Origin of the sequence: Stenotrophomonas sp. AN71 (assembly GCF_050435725.1) — a bacterium.
Taxonomy (GTDB): Bacteria; Pseudomonadota; Gammaproteobacteria; order Xanthomonadales; family Xanthomonadaceae; genus Stenotrophomonas.
In genome coordinates this window covers 337,094-354,665 of record NZ_JBNDKU010000002.1, presented here as the reverse complement: position 1 = coordinate 354,665, position 17,572 = coordinate 337,094, and the positions used below count along the sequence as shown (strand labels likewise).

The following is a 17,572-nucleotide window of genomic DNA, read 5'->3' as shown; positions in this document are numbered from 1 at the left end:
CCCAGGTCGACCGCTACCGGGCGAACCGGGCTTCGATCTCTTCCAGTGATTTGCCCTTGGTCTCCGGCAGCCACAGCGCGGCCACCAGGAAGAACACGAAGGTGCACGCCGCCCAGAACACGAACATGCTGGCGTAGCCGTAGTGGCCCACGGTCGGCAGGAAGATCGCGGCGATGGTGGTGGACACGAACTGGTTGATCAGCAGTGCGATGCTCATGCCGTTGGAGCGGATGCGGTTGGGCATCAGCTCGGATAGTGCCAGCCACACGCACACGCCGGGGCCGACCGCGAAGAACGCGACGAACACCAGGATGCAGGCGGCCACTGCCCAGCCGTGCGCCGGCGGCGGCACCGGGCCGACGCGGGCCTGCTCGATGCGCAGCGGTGCCTGCGCGGCACTGGCCGGGTCGGCGAACGGATTCAGGTGGAGCTTGCGGAAGAATGTGCCGATCACGCTGTCCGGCTGCACGGTACCGGCGCGCTCGATGCGCAGCTCACGGTCGGTCAGGCTGTCGCTGCGCAGGGCCCGCACATTGGTGAAGTCACCGTAGGCATACGACACGGTCAGCTGCATCGGACGGCCTTCGCTGTCGATGCCACTGCCAAGACGCTGCCACTGCGCGTCATCCAGCACCAGCTGCAGGCGATCGCCGCTGACGGCGGCCTGCAGTTGCGCTTGCACGTCGGCGCGGCCACGCTCGGCCTGGAAGAACAACGTCGCCGCGGCAAGCAGGGCCACGCAGATGCCGCCGCTGCCCAGCATCAGCAGGAACTTGCGGCCCTTGCGATCGACCAGCAACAGCGCGACCACGGTCATCACCGCGTTGAGCAGCTTGATCGCCACGTCGGCGCTGTTGGCCACCGAGCCGGACAGGCCTGCCTGGTTGAGGATGTTCACCGCGTAGGCCAGCACCGAGTTGATGCCGGTGGCCTGGGTGCAGGCCAGTACCACGCAGGCGAGCAGGAACGGCACCACATAGCGGCGGCTGAGCAGCGCCTCGCGCTTGCCATTGCTGCCGCTCGATTCCGGCGCCTGGATCTGGGCAAGCGTGGTTTCCACCTGCGCAGCGGGCAGCACGCGCTGCAGGCTGCGGCGGGCATCGTCCACGCGGCCGCGACGCACCAGCCAGCGCGGCGATTCGGACAGCCAGAAAATGCCGGCGCAGAACAGCAGGCCCGGCGCCAGGCAGCTCCAGAAGATGGTGCGCCAGGCGTGGTCCTTCACCGCGAACAGTTCCTGCGCCTGCTGCGCCACCGGCAGCGAACGCACGGCTTCGGCGGCATCGTCCACCGCATGCGCGTGATACAGGCCGATCAGCGCGGCCAGCACCAGGCCGATGGTCAGCAGCAGCTGGAACATCGCTGCGCCGCGGCCGCGACGCTCCGGGCTGAGCACTTCGGCCAGATACAGCGGAACCACCACGCCGATCAGGCCGCCACTGACACCCTGCAGCAGGCGGCCCAGCAGCAGCGGGGTGTAGCCGGAGGCCAGTGCCATGATCGGGATCGAAGCGGTGAACAGCAGCCCGGCCAGCAGCATCGCGCCACGTCGCCCGATCAGGTCGGCCACCATGCCAGCGAACAGCGAGGACAGCACGCTGCCCAGAAGCACCGCAGCGACCACGAAACCGAGCTGCTGGCTGCTGAGCTGCCAGGCATGGCTGGCGGTTGCTTCCAGGTAGGGCAGGGCGCCGGCGATGATGCCGATGTCGATGCCGTACAGCAGGCCACCGAGGCCGCCGATGAAGAGCAGGTAGCGTACGGGCCAGCGCGGGGCGGTGGAAGCGGGTACGGCAGGTGCGGCGGCTGCGGTCATCGGCGTATTCCTGGAATAACGGGGATGGTGCGTGGCTGAGGCATTGCGCTTGCGCGCTTCATGTAGAGACGAGCCATGCTCGGCTTGCCGTGCGAGGCGCGGCACGGTCGTCGATGTCGGTAAGAAAAGCAGCCGAGCATGGCTCGGCTCTACAGAAATGCGCGGCTCAGTGCAGATCGACCACACGGCCGCCGATGACCACCTGCTGCAGGCGCAGCTCGGCGTCCAGCACCACCAGGTCGGCGCGGGCGTCGGGCGCGATGCGACCGCGATCGCCCAGGCCCAGGTAGTCGGCCGGGAACGTGGAAACGCGCTGCGAGGCATCGGCCAGCTCCAGGCCGACCTGCACCAGGTTGCGCAGCGCCTGGTCCATGGTCAGCGCGCTGCCAGCCAGCGAACCACTGGCCAGACGCACGCAACCACCGCACTTGTGCACACGCTGTTCTCCCAGCGCGTACTCCCCATCGGGCATGCCGGTGGCGGCGGTGGCGTCGGTCACCGCGTACAGGCGCGGGATCGCGCGTGCGGCCAGGCGGATCACGCCCGGGTGGATGTGCTGCAGGTCGGGAATGATCTCGGCGTACTGTGCATGTGCCAGTGCCGCCGCCGCGATACCCGGGCGGTAGTGATCGACGCCGGTCATGCCATTGAACAGATGGGTGAAACCGGAGGCGCCGGCCTGCAGAGCAGCAACACCCTCCTCGTAAGTACCTGCGCTGTGGCCGAGCTGTACGCGGATACCCATCGCGGAAAGCGCCGGAATCAGCGCGGTGTGCTCGCCGATCTCCGGTGCCAGCGTCATCACCCGGATCGGGGCCAGCGCATGCAGCTGCTGCACCAGCGCCATCGTCGCTTCGATGGTGCGGTTGGGCTGCGCGCCCAGCCGCTGCGGGCTGATGAACGGGCCTTCCAGATGCACGCCGGCGATACACGCCGCCTCGGCATCGGGTGCGGCCATGGTGGCGGCCACGCCCTGCAGCGCGTTCTCGATCTCGTCCAGGCCGGCGGTCATGGTGGTCGCCAGCAGCGTGGTGGTGCCGAAGCGCAGATGGGAGCGGGCGATGGTACGTGCCACGCCGCCGCCCTGCATCAGGTCCACGCCGGCCGCGCCGTGCACATGCAGGTCGATGAAGCCGGGCAGGATGACCGGCAGCTGTCGCTCGTCGCCGCCACTGTGATCGTCCACCTGCAGCTGGCGCACGTGTGAATCGAAGTGGACGTGGCCGCGCCGCCAACCCAGCGGAGTGAGGATGCGGCCCTGCAGGGAGCAGGTGTCGGTCATGCGGGAGGCTCGGCGATGATCACTTCGATGCCCAGCCGCTGCAGGCCCTCGCGGGATGCGTCGTCGATGCCGGCGTCGGTGATGACGGTATGGATCTGGTCCAGGCGGGCGATGCGGTGCAGGCTGACGCGGCCGAACTTGGAGGCGTCGGTCAGCACCACGATGCGGCGCGCGCGCTCGACCATGCGGTGGTTGAGGCGGGCTTCGGCCTCGTCGTGGGTGGTCAGGCCGAATTGCAGGTCCAGGCCGTCCACACCCAGGAACAAGGTGTCGAAGCTGTACGAGTTGAGGCTGGCCTCGGCCTGGCTGCCCTGCAGCGACAGCGACTGCTGGCGCAGCAGGCCGCCGGTCAGCAGTACGGTGATGCCTGCGGCATTGGCCAGCTCCCACGCAATGTTCAGCCCGTTGGTCATCACCGTCACGTCGCGATGGGTGCGCAGGTGGCGGGCCAGGGTCATCGTGGTCGAGCCGGAGTCGATGATGATGTTGTCACCCGGCTGCACCAGTCGCGCGGCACGGGCACCGATCGATTCCTTCAGCGGCAGATTCAGGGCGTCCTTTTCGTGAATGTCCTGTTCCTGCGGCGGCGTGCGCACCAGGGTGGCGCCACCGTGGGTGCGGTTGGCCAGGCCCTGGGACTCGAAATGCGTCAGGTCGGCACGGATCGTCACCGCCGACACGCCGCAGCGCTCGACCAGATCGGCGACCTGCACCGAGCCGTGCTCGATCAGCAGCTGCAGGATCTGTTGCCGGCGGGAGCGGGTGTTGCGCATGGCCATTCTCGGTTTCGCGGGGAAAGGTAGAGATTAGCCGTTCGCAGGAACGGCGGCAGCCGAGCTTGCGTTCCGCGTGCGGGCTCCGGCCTGGTTGGTGCTGCAGGCACGGGCGTATTCGCCCAGGCATAGGCCGATGCGGTGCTGCACCAGGGCCGTGGGCGTATTGGCCAGGTGGCCTTCGCGCACGGCACGGTATTGCTCCGGCAGGTACTGGCTGAGCAGCACCAGTGGCGGTGCATGCCGTTCCAGGTTGGCGAACAGGGTCTGCACGGCCTGCACCAGCGTCGGCTCGCCCCAGTAGTAGCGGCATCGATCGCTGAAGGAGTAGCTGCGCAGCAGTCGCAGCGCGGCCTCGTCGCCCTGGTAGTAGGACTGCCAGTACTTCGGCTGGGCCACCATCACCTCGTCCAGCACCTGCGGCAGACGCGAGCACTGCGCAGCCGGCAGCAGTTCGGCCTCGATCGCCGCCAGCGCGAACAGCGCCTCGCGGTAGGCGAAGGTGGCGGCCGGGCCGACCTTGAGAATGGCGAAGTGATCACGCACCAGTGAGTGCAGACCGCTTTCGCGCTGGTAATCGGTGGAATGCGCCTCGAACACGATGCGCGGTTGCTGTTCGAGGAAATCGGCCAGCGTGCCGGCGGCGGCCGGGTCGTATTCGTGCACGCTGCTGTGGTCGAAGTCCACGCCCGGCTGCACCACCATCGCGATCACGCGCTGCCAGGCATCGCGCAGCTGCGGCGTATCGAACGCCTGCTGGTGGATGGCCAGGGTCTGTGCGGCGGCGGCCGGTGTGGTCACCTGAAGGCCCTCAGCCAGCGAGGCCTCGCCCCCGGGAATCGGCACTTCGGTACCGATCACGTAGACCGGCGGCGGCAGGCGGTGTTCGGCGGCGGTGCGCTCGGCGATTTCGGCCAGCTCGGCCGAACGTGCAGCAACGATGGCATCGGGCAGTGGCACCGGATCATCGGCGCAGGACATGCTGCAGTCCAGGTGGATCTTGTGGAAACCGGCAGCGACGTAGGCTTCGATCAGCACGCGCGCGTGGGTCATGGCCTCCGCGGCGGGGCGCTTCTGCCACGCATTCGGGCCGAGGTGATCGCCACCGAGGATCAGCCGTTCGCGCGGGAACCCTTCCTCCTCGGCCAGTGCGCCGACATAGTCGCGATACTGCGGCGGGGTCATGCCGGTGTAGCCGCCGAACTGGTCGACCTGGTTGGAGGTGGCCTCGATCAACAGCACCGTGCCATGGGCCATCGCCACGTGCATGGCCGCGCGCAGCACCTGTTCGTTGCTGCAGCAGACGCTGTACAGGCCGACATTGGCGCCGGCACGGTGGGAAGCAAGCAGGGTCTGCAACGGGGACATGGTCAGGCTCCGGTCAATCAGGAATACGAGGGTTGGCAGGCGAGCAGGGCGGCACCACGTGCGCCGCCGGCATCGCCGAAGCGCGGCGGCACGATCGGGGGAACCTGCACGCCGTTGAACAGATGGGCCGAGATGGCGGCCGGCAGCTGCTGGTACAGCGGCGTGTACTGCGAAAGGCCGCCACCGAGCACGATCACGTGCGGATCCAGCGCCAGCACCAGTGCCGCCAGGCTGTGGCCGAGCAGGTCGCGGTGGATGTCCAGTGCCTGGCGTGCGCGTGTGTCGCCGGCTTCGGCCAGGGCAATCACCGCGCTGGCGTCGGCTGCACTGCCGCCCAGGTGGCGTTCGATCATCGCCAGCCCGCTGCCCGATACATAGCGCTCGACGCAGCCCTGCAGGCCGCAGGCGCAGTCGATCAACGGCAGCCCGTGGCGCTGCAGCAGGTGGCCAGGCACGCTCCAGTGGCCCCATTCGCCGGCCAGGCCGTTGAAGCCGGACAGCAGGCGCCCCCGCAGGCAGAAACCGCCGCCGGCGCCAGTGCCGAGGATCGCACCGAACATGCTGGGGTAACCCTCGGCGGCACCGCCATGCGCTTCAGACAGGGCGAAGCATTGCAGGTCGTTGCCGAAGTGCAGCGGGCGCTGCAGGCGTGCCTGAAGATCCGCTGCGACGCTGTGGCCGGTCAGCGCGGGAACATTGGCGCTCAGCTGGCGGCCCGTACGCCGGTCGCGCACGCCGGGCAGGGCGATACCGATGGCGGCATCGCTGCGGCCCAGTGCGGCATCCGCTTCGGCGACCAGCACCTGCATGGCTTGCAGGAAACCCGGGTAGTCACCCTGCGGCGTGCTGACGCGGCGGCGCCAGGTGACCTGCATCGCTGCATCGCACGCCACCAGCTCGATCTTGGTGCCGCCGATGTCGATGCCGTAGCAGGCGTGGGCGATCAGCTCAGCCATGGTGGATGGTGACGCCCTTGACGACGCGGTTGACGGTGCCGTCCGGGAACGGGTTGTCCGGGGTCAGGCCGAGTGCAGCCGATCGCTGCAGCGCGAACAACTGTGCGAAGCCCAGCCACACCGATGCCAGCCACGGATCGTCCAGTGCCGGTACGGTGAGGGTGTATTCGTCATCGGCGCCGATATCCGAATGCGGGCCGATTGCCAGCACCTGGCCGGCCACGCCGTCGCGGCGCAGTTCTTCCAGCAGGTCCTGCTCGAAGCGTCGCGCCAGCGGCTGCACGCTGCGCAGCACCACCACCAGCGTGTTGCCATCCAGCGTGGACTTCGGCCCGTGGCGGAAGCCCAGCGGCGTGTTGGCCAGCGCCAGCACGCGGCCGGCGGTCAGCTCCAGCACCTTGAGCGCGCACTCGCGCGCCAGCGCTTCCAGCGGGCCGCTGCCGAGGTAGATCACGCGATTGAACGGACGCTGTGCCAGCGTTGCCACCGGCGCATCCCACTGCGCCTGGCCTTCCCGGGCCAGCGCGGCGATCTGCTTCAGGCGCGCCACGCGTGCATCCCACGGCGAACGATCAAACACGGTCAGAGCGGCCAGCAGCATGCAGGTCAGGCTGCTGGTCATGGCAAACGCACGGTCGCAGCTGGCCGACGGCATCAGCAGGGTGCAGGTATCGGCGCGGCCGGCACCGCGGCGGGCCAGTTCGCCATCCGCATTGCAGGTGATGTCGAGGAAGCGCGCGTCGTCCACGTCGCTGCGCACGCGGTCCACCGCCGCCACGCTTTCCGGGCTGGAGCCGCTGCGGCCGAACGAGACCAGTAGGGTCGGGCGGTCGTGCTGCAGGTACAGCGCCGGGTGGGTCAGCAGGCTGGTAGTGTGCACCACGCGTACGTCGGCTGGCCATTGCGCGTTGATCGCATCGGCCACCATTTCGGCGATGAAGCCGGAACTGCCGGCGCCGGTGAACAGCACGCGCTGGTTGGGATCGTTGAGGCTGTCGCCGAGAAACGCCTGCAGGCGGTCGCGGGCACGCGACAGGTCCTGCGCCAGGGCTTCCCACAGCGCAGGCTGCTGGGCGATTTCGGTAGCGGTATCGGCTCCGCCAAGGCGCTGCCAGGCGGACACATCGGAAAGCAGGGTGACGTCCATTCGGAGGTTCCAGTTGGGCCAGCGCACCATCTTCGTTTTCTTTCGAAATGTCAAACATCGAAAGTAAAAGGAAAGAAAATGGGTGGACGACTTTTCCCGTCGCAGATGCCCGAAAAAACGAAAGGGCCGGCCAAATGCCGTATCGCACAATGCTTAACAGGCGCCTGCAAGCGCTTACACAAAGTATTGCGACGCACCAACTTTCGTTTCAAAGGAACATATCTTCCTTTTTCCTTTCAATTTGTTGACATCTTTCGAATCGCTGCCCTAGAGTCGGCCCAACCGCTTTCGAAACGCCCGGTGAACGGGTTGGGAGTCCGCGTGGAAAACTGCGTTCGTCGCTCGCCGCTGCTGCTGGCCCTGTTGCCGGCGTTGCTGCTGGCGTCCATGCCGGCCCAGGCCGAGCCGGTCGGCAACCTGCGCTCGGTCGGCGAAAGCGACAGCCGCGACGGTGTACGTGGCTGGGACCTGCAGACCGACACGGGCGCGCGCATCCGCATCGAACTGCCGGCCACCGACATCCTCCGCGTGCAGGCCGGCCGCAACGGCAAGCTGACCGGTGCCGGTGACAAGGCTGCGCCGATCGTGCTGCCGCAGCCCAAGGCCACCGTACAGGCACAGCTGGAAGAAGACGCGCAGGAAATCCGCGTGCGCACCGATGCACTGGTGCTGCATGTGCAGCGGCAGCCGCTGCGCCTGCGCCTGGAGCGCCTGGACAACGGCCAGCCCACCGCACTGTGGCAGGAACTGCAGCCGCTGGACCTGGATGCCACGCAGACTGTGCAGGTGCTGTCCTCGCAGGCTGATGAAGGCTACTTCGGTGGTGGCCAGCAGAACGGCCGTTACCAGTTCAAGGGCCGTGAGCTGGAGGTGTCCTACTCCGGCGGCTGGGAAGAGGGCGACCGCCCCAGCCCCGCGCCGATGCTGCTGAGCAGCCGTGGCTGGGGCATGCTGCGCAACACCTGGAGTGATGGCAGCTACGACCTGCGCCAGCCCGACCAGGCCACCCTGCTGCATCGCGAAGACCGCTTCGATGCCTATTACTTCGTTGGCGCCGATCTGCCCAAGCTGATCGAGCGCTACACCCAGCTGACCGGGCGGCCGAACATGGTTGCGCGCTGGGCGCTGTCCTACGGCGATGCCGATTGCTACAACGACGGCGACAACAGCAAGAAGCCCGGCACTGTGCCCGAAGGCTGGAGCGATGGCCCGACCGGCACCACGCCGGACGTGATCGACAGCGTGGCCAAGCAGTACCGTGCCCACGACATGCCCGGTGGCTGGATCCTGCCCAACGACGGCTACGGCTGCGGATACAAGCAGTTGCCGGAAACAGTGAAGGGCTTGGCCGGATACGGTTTCCGCACTGGCCTGTGGACCGAGAACGGCGTCGACAAGATCGCCTGGGAAGTGGGCAAGGCCGGCAGCCGCGTGCAGAAGCTGGACGTGGCCTGGACCGGCAAGGGCTACCAGTTCGCGATGGATGCCAACCGCCAGGCGTTCAACGGCATCCTCGACAATTCCGACTCCCGCCCGTTCCTGTGGACGGTGATGGGCTGGGCCGGCATCCAGCGCTATGCGGTGGCCTGGACCGGCGACCAGAGCAGCAGCTGGGATTACATCCGCTGGCACGTGCCGACCCTGGTTGGTTCGGGCCTGTCCGGCATGGCCTATGCCAGTGGCGATGTTGATGCGATCTTCGGCGGTAGTGCCGAGACCTTCACCCGCGACCTGCAGTGGAAGGCATTCACCCCGGTGCTGATGGGCATGAGCGGCTGGTCGTCGAACGCGCGCAAGCACCCGTGGTGGTACGACGAGCCCTACCGCAGCATCAACCGCGATTACCTGAAGTTGAAGATGCGCCTGACCCCGTACATGTACGGGCTGGTGCACGAGGCCGCACAGACCGGCGCGCCGCCGGTGCGTGGCCTGATGTGGGATAATCCGCGCGACCCGCATGCGCAGGATGAGACCTACAAGTACCAGTTCCTGCTTGGCCGCGACCTGCTGGTGGCGCCGGTGTACCGCAGCCAGGCCGCCAGCCGTGGCTGGCGCCGCGACATCCACCTGCCGGCCGGCGGCTGGATCGACTACTGGGATGGCCGCCGCGTGCAGGCCGGCGCCGATGGCCGCCAGCTCGACCGCCAGGTGGACCTGGCCACGCTGCCGGTGTTCGTGCGTGCCGGTGCGATCCTGCCGATGTACCCGTCGATGCTGTTCGATGGCGAAAAGCCGCTGGATGAGGTGACCTTCGACCTCTACCCGCAGGGTGAGTCGCAGTACACGCTGTACGAAGACGATGGCAACACCCGCCGCTACCAGCAGGGCGAGTCGAGCACGCAGCGGGTCCACGTGCAGGCGCCGGCGCAGGGCAGTGGCCCGGTACAGGTGCAGATCGACGCAGTGCAGGGCCAGTACAACGGCCAGCTGGCGCAGCGCCGCTATGGCCTGCGCGTACTCAGCCGACAGGCGCCGCGTGCGGTGCAGGCCGGCGGCCGCGCGCTGCCGGCGCTGGCCGATGCCGCTGCGTTCAACGGTGCTGCTGAAGGCTGGTATTTCGATGCCTCCGAACGCCGCGGCACCGTGCATGTGCGCACTGCCACCCAGGACATCCGCCAGCCGTTGCAGCTGCAGCTTGACTTCGCGGTGGCCGTCGCGGCCGCCGACGATGCGTACCCGGCCGCACCGGTGCAGGGCCGCGAACTGCCGGCCGACAGCCTGCTGGTGGTCAACCGCCCGGCCGAGGAACCCGGCCATGCATTGGAAAATGCCTTCGACGATGACCCGGCCACCTGGTTCCGCAGCGTGCGCAACCAGGCCGTGCGCACCGGCGCGCATGAGTGGGTGATCGGCTTCGGCGAGCGCAGGATGATCGACGGCATCGACATCGCGCCGCGCAACGACAAGAACTGGAAGCACGGCCAGGTACGCGATTACGAGGTGTACCTGGGCGACAGCAACGGCGAGTGGGGCGAGCCGATCGCCCGCGGCCGCCTGCAGTTGAAGGAAGGCGTGCAGCGCATCGACTTCCCGGCCCACGCCGGTCGCCTGCTGCGCTTCCGTGTGCTGAGCGTGCAGAACCCGGAGGGCGACGGCGCCAGCAGCACCGACCCGATGGTCACGGCGGCACAGGGCAGCGCCCGTGCCTTCGACGCGCTGCAGCCGCGCGACGTGGGCCCGATCGCGCTGTCCACCTTCCATATCCTCGAACACCAGGAACCGGAGCGACCGGCCCGGCAGCGCTATCTCTCCGAGCTGCCGGTGCCGGCCGCGCTGGCCAGCCAGCTGCGCACCGACCAGTCCTTCCGTGGCGACGCCGGCATGCGCATGAACGGCCTGCAGTTCCGCCGCGGCCTGGGCGTGGGCGCCAACAGCCGCATCGACCTGCGCCTGCAGGGCGGCTGGCACCTGCTGCGTGCCGACCTCGGCATCGACGATGCCTGCCGCAGCGCCGGTGGCCTGCAGTTCCAGGTCTGGGGCGACAACCGCCTGCTGTACGACAGCGGCCTGGTGAAGGCGCCCGGCGTGGTGAAGCCGGAGCTGGACATCCGTGGCCTTTCCACCCTGAGCCTGCGCACGCTGGGTGCGCAGGGCAGTCAACCTGCCCAGGTCTGCGCCAACTGGGCCAACGCCGTACTGATCGGCCAGGAGGGCGACTCCGCCAGCATCGTCGCCCCATGACCCCTACGTAACACCGCTCCTCCCCCCGCCCATTCCGACTACGGCCCTCATGGCCGTGGCCCGGGAGCGTTTTGCCCGCCGAACGCCCACGCGCTCACTTATTGCGCCGCACCCCTGCCAGGAGAGAACCCCGATGTTGCCCGCCCGCCACCACCGCCCCCCCTGTCGCACGATCGCTCCGCTGACGCTGGCCATTGCCGGCGCGCTGTTCTCGATTGCCGCTCCTGCCTTCGCCCAGGACAGCAAGGACAAGGCCACCGACCTGGCCCGTATCGAGGTCACCGGCTCCAACATCCGCCGCACCGATGTCGAGACGGCCTCGCCGGTGCAGGTGATCAGCAAGCAGGACATCCAGAACATGGGCGCGCGCACGCTGCTGCAGGTGCTGGACAACCTGCCGGCCGCACGCCCGGCACAGCAGGATGCACGCTCGCTGTTCACCGGCTCCGATGGCGCTTCGCAGGCCAACCTGCGCGGTCTGGGTGCGCAGGGCACGCTGGTGCTGCTGAACGGTCGTCGCCTGTCGTACTACGGCGCACCGGCCGGCTTCCAGACCCAGTTCGTCAACATCGATGCGATCCCGGCCGCCGCCATCGAGCGCATGGAAGTGCTGACCGACGGCGCCTCGGCGGTGTACGGCACCGACGCAGTGGCCGGCGTGATCAACGTGATCACCAAGCGCAACTTCCAGGGCGCGGAGATCAGCTTCAGCAACGACACCTCCTCGCGCATCGACTCCTACGGCGAGCGCCAGGCCAGCATCACCGCCGGCTTCGGTGACCTCACCGAGAACCGCTTCAACATCTACGGCGCGGTGAACATGTACCGCCGCGACGCGATCCCGCTGAGCGATTTCTACGACAAGCGCCCCGAGCAGTACTACGTCAACAACCCGAACTACCTCAACAACCTGCGCCTGGGCGTGGGCAGCAGGCCGGGCGAGTTCAACCCGGGCAGCTACTTCGCCTTCGATCCGGTCACCGGCCGCCGCGTGCAGGAAGCCGCGCCGGGCTGCAAGAACGTGCTGACCAGTGAAGCGGCCGGCCCGCGTTGCGTCTGGGAAACCTGGATGAACAACGAGATCGACGCCGGCGCCAAGTCCGAGCGCAACACTGCCTACCTCAACGGCACTTTCCTGGTGGGCGACAGCACCGAGATCTTCGCCGAGGCGACCTACACCGACATTGACCTGCGTGCCAACGGCGGTACGCCACGCACCTACGGCACCACCACCGGCAATCCGACCAGCTGGTTCTCGCGCAACACCGGCAACACCGTCAACCAGTTCCTGTACCCGTACCTGGGCCCGAACAACGAGTACAACCATGCCAGCCCGCAGATGAAGGCGATGATGGGCGGCGTGGTCGGCCTGAACTACCTGCTGCAGGATGCCGGCCCGAGCTACTTCGGCCAGCGCAACACCGACAAGAGCTACCGTGTGCTGGCGGGCGCGCGTGGCAACGTCGGTGACTGGAACTGGGAAACCGCCTTCGCCAGCGCCGGTACCCACTCCACCACCTACCAGACGATCAACGTCAACACCAAGGGCTTCGAGAAGGCCTTCGGCCCGTACACGATCGATCCGGGCACCGGCCGCGTGGTCATCTCCGATCACCCGGCGTACAAGTTCGGTGAGATCAGCGAAGCCAACGCCGCACTGATCCGTGAAGCGTTCCCGACCTTCGACATCCAGTCGTGGACCCGCCTGCACACCCTGGACGGCAAGATCGAAGGCCCGCTGTTCCAGCTGCCGGCCGGCGAGATGCGCGCGGCGTTCGGCTTCAACGCCAGCCGCGAAACCTTCTACACCCCGGGCAACGCCGATGCCGCCAACGGACTGATCACCCAGCAGGGCGGCTCGTGGTTCGACGGCAAGCGCAACACCTACGCGCTGTTCGCCGAAACCGTGGCGCCGATCACCGACAAGCTGGAGCTGGACGCGGCAGTGCGCGTGGACAAGTATCCGAACTTCAGCGCCAACGTGGCACCGAAGATCGGCTTCAAGTACCAGGCCTTCGACCAGCTGATGCTGCGTGGTACCTACTCCACTGGCTTCCGCGCACCGAGCCTGGCCGAGTCCGGCAACGGCGGCGTGTTCGCACAGCTGGGTGGCTTCCGTGACGAACTGCGCTGCAACGAGACCAACGCCATCGCCAACCTGTTGCTGAAGTCGCAGCGGCCGGGTGATGTCGATCTGGGCAAGAACCTGCTGAACGTCGATTGCAGCCGCACCGTGGCGCGCATGACCCAGCCGAACAAGGACCTGAAGCCGGAGAAGGCGAAGATCGCCACCCTCGGCTTCGTCTACGAGCCGGCGAGCTGGCTGTCGGTGTCGGCGGACTACTGGTTCATCTATCGCAACAACGAGATCGTCGCGCCCGACTATCGCCGCATGGAAGACATCATCTCGATGTCGCGCTCGCCGATCACCGACAGTGACCGTGCCAACCTGGCCCAGCTGGCGGCGATGTGCGCCGATCCGGCCAGTGGTGTCAGCTGCCCGGGAACGCTGCCGGGCTACTCCGCCGGCAACGTGGCCAGCGTGGTGGGCCAGTACAAGAACCGTGGCAAGACCCTCATCGACGGCTTCGACATCGATGCGCGCAGCCGCTTCTCGCTGGGTGACTGGGGCAACCTCAACATCGGCCTGGCCGCCACCATCGCCAACCGCAACCGCTTCTACATGGATGAACAGAGTGGCTGGTACTACGGCGATGTGGTGGGCTACTACAACAACCCACGCCTGCGCGCCACGCTCAATGCCGACTGGACCTACAAGCAGGTCACCACCAGCATGTTCGTCAACTACGTGGGCGGCACCAAGTGGGCCACCGATCAGATCGACGAAGAGAGCAACAACAAGGAAACCTGCACCGGCGGCTACCTGGCCCTGCAGAAAAGCAAGTGTGATGGCGCACCGTCGTGGTGGACCGCCAACATGAGCGTCACCTGGCGCCCGGACGATGCCTGGAACCTGAGCTTCACCGTCAAGAACCTGTTCAATCGCCTGCCGTTCTACGACCCGAACAGCTTCCTGGGTGACTCCAGTGACTACGCAACCATCTTCGGCCGTGGTTACAGTGTGACCATCGGCTACCGGTTCAAGTAATTCCGTTTGCGTGACCTGGCGTGCCGGCTGCGGCCGGCACGCTGCCAAGAGGAGAGATGTTTGCCATGAAGCGTAGGGAATTCATCGCGGCCAGTGCCGCTGTCGCCGCCAGCAGCCTGCTGCCGCAGACCCCGGCATGGGCACGCGGGCGCAAGGTGCGCCTGGCCATGATCGGTACCGGCATGCGCGGCCTGGTGCTGCTGAAGGAACTGGTGCGTCGCGACGACGTCGAAGTGGTTGCCGTCTGCGATATCGAGCCGATCATGCTCGGCCGCGCCGCCGAAATGGTGACCAAGGCCGGCAAGCCGGCGCCGAAGACCTATGGCCAGGACCGTGACACCAACGCCTGGAAGCACTTGCTGGAACAGAAGGGCATCGACGGCGTGATCATCGCCACGCCGTGGGAATACCACGCACCGATGGCGATTGCCGCGATGCAGGCCGGCGTGGCCGTGGGCTGCGAAGTGGTGGCCGGCATCACCCTGCAGGACCACTGGGACGTGTTGAAGACCCAGCTGAGCACCGGCACCCCGTACATGCTGCTGGAAAACGTCTGCTACCGCCGCGACGTGATGGCCGCGCTGCAGATGGTGCGCCAGGGCCTGTTCGGCGAGCTGGTGCACCTGCAGGCCGGCTACCAGCATGACCTGCGCGGTGTGAAGTTCAACTCCGGCGACCCGAACCAGCCTTACGACAGCGGCGTGGAATTCGGCCCCAAGGGCTGGAGCGAAGCACGCTGGCGCACCGAGCATTCGGTGCAGCGCAATGGCGAGCTGTATCCCAGCCATGGCATCGGCCCGTGCGCGATGTACACCGGCATCAACCGTGGCAACCGCTTCACCCACATCAATGCCTTTGCGACCAAGGCACGCGGCCTGCACGACTACACCGTGGCCAAGAGTGGCGGCACCACGCATCCCAGCACCAAGGTGAAGTTCAAGCTGGGCGACATCGTCACCACCACGCTGGCCTGCGAGAACGGCGAGACCATCCTGCTGCAGCACGACACCTCGCTGCCGCGCCCGTACTCGATGGGCTTCCGCGTGCAGGGCACTCACGGCCTGTGGATGGACGTGAACCATTCGATCCACATCGAAGGCCGCAGCCCGCCGCACCAGTGGGAGGAATTCAAGAAGTACCAGGATGAGTACGAGCATCCGCTGTGGAAGCAGAATGCCGACACCGCCGCCAGCGCCGGCCACGGTGGCATGGACTGGTTCGTCATCCACGCGTTTGTTGAAGCGCTGAAGGCCAAGGCGCCGATGCCGATCGACATCTACGACGCGGTGACCTGGAGCGCGATCACGCCGCTGAGCGAGCAGTCGATCGCCAACGGTTTCCAGACGCTGGAGTTCCCGGACTTCACCGCCGGTGCGTGGAAGCAGCGCAAGCCGATCTTTGCGTTTGACGGTAAATACTGATCCGCTCTGTGTAGCGTCGAGCCATGCTCGACGGTCTTGAATGCAACGCCGGGCGATGCCCGGCGTTGCTGTTTGTGCCTCAATCAGCAGCCCACCGCGCCGCCACCCGATCCGCCAACACCAGCTCGGCATCCATCTGCCGGCCATCGCGCAGAAAACGGATGCCCACGCGCGCCCCAACCGGTCGCTCACGCAGCAGCGCCCGCCAGTCACCCAGCCTCCGCGCGGCCACCGGTTCGCCCGCGATCATGACGATGCGATCGTCCTTGCGTAGTCCAGCATGTGCACCGGCACCGCTCGGCGCCACATCCGCCACACGCAGTGCACTGTCTTCGGCCTGCAGCCACAGCCCGCTGCGGTCGAAGGCATCGGGCCGTGTGCTTTCAGCGTTGGGCACCAGATAGAGGCGCTTGGTGTCGTAGTCGATGCCCATGGAGAACCGGCGCAGCACACCACCACCGAGGATCGCGCCATAGTCGGCCAGGGCCAGCGCGCCTTTGTCTGTGGTGGACAGATCACCCACCAGGCCGGTGACCTTGATATCGCCCATGTGAAGCGCGCCCAGCCGCGCGGGATGTGCACGGCCTGGGCCACCCAATCCCCAGCCCACCACCGCCTCCTCGCTGGCGTGGTACTTCTCCAGCAACTGATGCGTGCGCACGAACGGGCTGCTCAGGCTCAGCGAGTTGCGTGAGCCGGTGTCCAGCCACAGCCGCAGCGGGATGCCGTCCAGTTCACCGTTCAGCACCGGCGCGCGGTCGTCCTGTTCGAACGGCAGCACCACCGCGTTGGCGGGCGGCTGGTACTGGCCGGGTCGGGTAAAGCTGAGCACGCGCGCGTCATAGTCGAAGGTGGTGACGAAGCGCAGGAAGGTCTCGTAGCCGATGAAGCCATCGTGTGGCACACCCATCGAGTTGATCTGCTGGCCCAGGTCGATGATGTGGAACACCGGGTTATTCAGGTGTGCACCACCAATGCGCAGATGGCGGGCCTGCGCCAGGCCCAGGTCGCTGGCGTTGTCGCCGGCACCATGCACGCTCAGGTGGCCCGTGGCGGTCAGCCCCAAGCGCTTGGCGGCGCTCGGAGTCAGCAAGTTGATGGCGCCGGTGTCTACGAGGAATCGCGCCGGCTGGCTGTCCACCTCGGCCTCGACGTAGACATGGTTGTTGATCAGGTCGAACGGGACGTGGGTGGTGCCGCTGGCATCGTCGATGGAGCTGTCACGGGCCATTGCCGGCGGTGCGTACACCGCGTCCGGCACTGGGCCATCTACCCGATAGCGCTGCACCCGGACGTCGCTGCGCAGGCGCGGATCGGCACGGCCCTGGCCATCGAGGGTGTCGGTGATGATGCGATGGGGCAGCAGCAGGCCATCGACCGTCCGGTAGTCCTCCAATGCCGTGGCGGTGGGGGTGCGGGCAGATGCGATCACCATCCGGCCGAGCAGGCCGCTATCGGTGTCGAACCAGAGCTCGATCGGGTCGGCGCCCTCCGGCGTGGTGGCCAGTACGGTGTACTGCCGGCCATCGTGAGCCTCGGCACGAGGCGCGGCGAAGCGCGCGGCCGGGTACGCGTTGGACCAGTAGGCGCGCGTTGCCAGCCACGACTGCGTACGCGCGGTCCGTCGCGGAACGGTGCCATCCAGCAGGCCGACCTCGCCGCCGTAGTCGCGCCGCCACGACAGTTGTCCGTCGAAACCCTGCGCGACGGTGTAGGCCCCCAACTGCGCCTGTTCGGCATAGCGGCCCATCTGCAGGTCCTGAGTGAACTGCCAATGTCCCTGCAGCCCGCCGACCGACTGCTCACCCTCCGCCTGCAGGCGCTGTATTGCCTGCCATCGATTCCCGCCACTGGCGGTGCGGGCCTTGGCCAGCACACCGGCGGCGTCCACCTCGGCAGCCTGTACCCCGGCAGCCTGCACCGGAACCACCAGCATCCACAGCAGGCCGAACATCATCCATCGCCATCGCATCGCATCACCTTCTTGGTCGGGTCGAGGGCTGATGGCACCGCAAGGAC

At 67.2% G+C, this 17,572-nt stretch carries 10 protein-coding genes; 3 read left to right on the top strand and 7 right to left on the bottom strand.

Annotated elements, in window-relative coordinates:
* Positions 1 to 13: 13 nt before the first annotated feature.
* The 6 genes from ABH900_RS05360 to ABH900_RS05335 form a co-directional block, all read right to left on the bottom strand.
* Positions 14 to 1,816, bottom strand: a complete 1,803-nt coding sequence (locus ABH900_RS05360; protein WP_429621867.1) for an MFS transporter — start codon at positions 1,814 to 1,816, stop codon at positions 14 to 16.
* A gap of 166 nt (positions 1,817 to 1,982) precedes the next feature.
* Positions 1,983 to 3,098: an N-acetylglucosamine-6-phosphate deacetylase gene (gene nagA, locus ABH900_RS05355; protein ID WP_429621866.1), complete on the bottom strand. Its 1,116-nt coding sequence runs from the start codon at positions 3,096 to 3,098 to the stop codon at positions 1,983 to 1,985.
* Entirely contained in the window at positions 3,095 to 3,871 is a 777-nt protein-coding gene (locus ABH900_RS05350) for a DeoR family transcriptional regulator (protein ID WP_429621865.1), read from the bottom strand. Before ABH900_RS05350 ends, nagA begins: the two co-directional genes overlap by 4 nt.
* A 33-nt stretch (positions 3,872 to 3,904) precedes the next feature.
* Positions 3,905 to 5,239: a D-tagatose-bisphosphate aldolase, class II, non-catalytic subunit gene (locus tag ABH900_RS05345; RefSeq protein WP_429621864.1), complete on the bottom strand. Its 1,335-nt coding sequence runs from the start codon at positions 5,237 to 5,239 to the stop codon at positions 3,905 to 3,907.
* 17 nt (positions 5,240 to 5,256) lie between these two features.
* Entirely contained in the window at positions 5,257 to 6,195 is a 939-nt protein-coding gene (locus ABH900_RS05340) for an ROK family protein (protein ID WP_429621863.1), read from the bottom strand.
* Entirely contained in the window at positions 6,188 to 7,342 is a 1,155-nt protein-coding gene (locus ABH900_RS05335) for an SIS domain-containing protein (RefSeq protein ID WP_429621862.1), read from the bottom strand. The genes ABH900_RS05340 and ABH900_RS05335 overlap by 8 nt, the downstream gene beginning before the upstream one ends.
* A 321-nt stretch (positions 7,343 to 7,663) precedes the next feature.
* On the opposite strand from ABH900_RS05335, the gene ABH900_RS05330 reads away from it, so the two are divergent.
* The 3 genes from ABH900_RS05330 (at position 7,664) to ABH900_RS05320 (ending at position 15,553) form a co-directional block, all read left to right on the top strand.
* Positions 7,664 to 11,023, top strand: a complete 3,360-nt coding sequence (locus ABH900_RS05330) for a TIM-barrel domain-containing protein (protein WP_429621861.1) — start codon at positions 7,664 to 7,666, stop codon at positions 11,021 to 11,023.
* A 133-nt stretch (positions 11,024 to 11,156) separates the two neighbouring features.
* Positions 11,157 to 14,132: a TonB-dependent receptor domain-containing protein gene (locus ABH900_RS05325; protein WP_429621860.1), complete on the top strand. Its 2,976-nt coding sequence runs from the start codon at positions 11,157 to 11,159 to the stop codon at positions 14,130 to 14,132.
* A gap of 65 nt (positions 14,133 to 14,197) precedes the next feature.
* Positions 14,198 to 15,553 carry a Gfo/Idh/MocA family protein gene (locus ABH900_RS05320; protein WP_429621859.1) on the top strand — a complete coding sequence of 452 codons (1,356 nt, stop codon included), beginning with the start codon at positions 14,198 to 14,200 and terminating at the stop codon, positions 15,551 to 15,553.
* 79 nt (positions 15,554 to 15,632) lie between these two features.
* Here ABH900_RS05320 and ABH900_RS05315 read toward each other — a convergent pair whose 3' ends face one another.
* A complete protein-coding gene (locus ABH900_RS05315) occupies positions 15,633 to 17,525 on the bottom strand; it encodes an aspartyl protease family protein (protein ID WP_429621858.1) in 1,893 nt (630 codons plus the stop codon).
* Positions 17,526 to 17,572 lie beyond the last annotated feature (47 nt).

Excerpts from the sequence above, each read along its gene's own strand:
- ABH900_RS05345 (WP_429621864.1), bottom strand. The coding sequence starts at position 5,239 with ATGTCCCCGTTGCAGACCCTGCTTGCTTCCCACCGTGCCGGCGCCAAT.
- nagA (WP_429621866.1), bottom strand. The coding sequence starts at position 3,098 with ATGACCGACACCTGCTCCCTGCAGGGCCGCATCCTCACTCCGCTGGGT.
- ABH900_RS05325 (WP_429621860.1), top strand. The coding sequence starts at position 11,157 with ATGTTGCCCGCCCGCCACCACCGCCCCCCCTGTCGCACGATCGCTCCG.
- ABH900_RS05360 (WP_429621867.1), bottom strand. The coding sequence starts at position 1,816 with ATGACCGCAGCCGCCGCACCTGCCGTACCCGCTTCCACCGCCCCGCGC.
- ABH900_RS05315 (WP_429621858.1), bottom strand. The coding sequence starts at position 17,525 with ATGCGATGGCGATGGATGATGTTCGGCCTGCTGTGGATGCTGGTGGTT.
- ABH900_RS05350 (WP_429621865.1), bottom strand. The coding sequence starts at position 3,871 with ATGCGCAACACCCGCTCCCGCCGGCAACAGATCCTGCAGCTGCTGATC.
- ABH900_RS05335 (WP_429621862.1), bottom strand. The coding sequence starts at position 7,342 with ATGGACGTCACCCTGCTTTCCGATGTGTCCGCCTGGCAGCGCCTTGGC.
- ABH900_RS05320 (WP_429621859.1), top strand. The coding sequence starts at position 14,198 with ATGAAGCGTAGGGAATTCATCGCGGCCAGTGCCGCTGTCGCCGCCAGC.
- ABH900_RS05340 (WP_429621863.1), bottom strand. The coding sequence starts at position 6,195 with ATGGCTGAGCTGATCGCCCACGCCTGCTACGGCATCGACATCGGCGGC.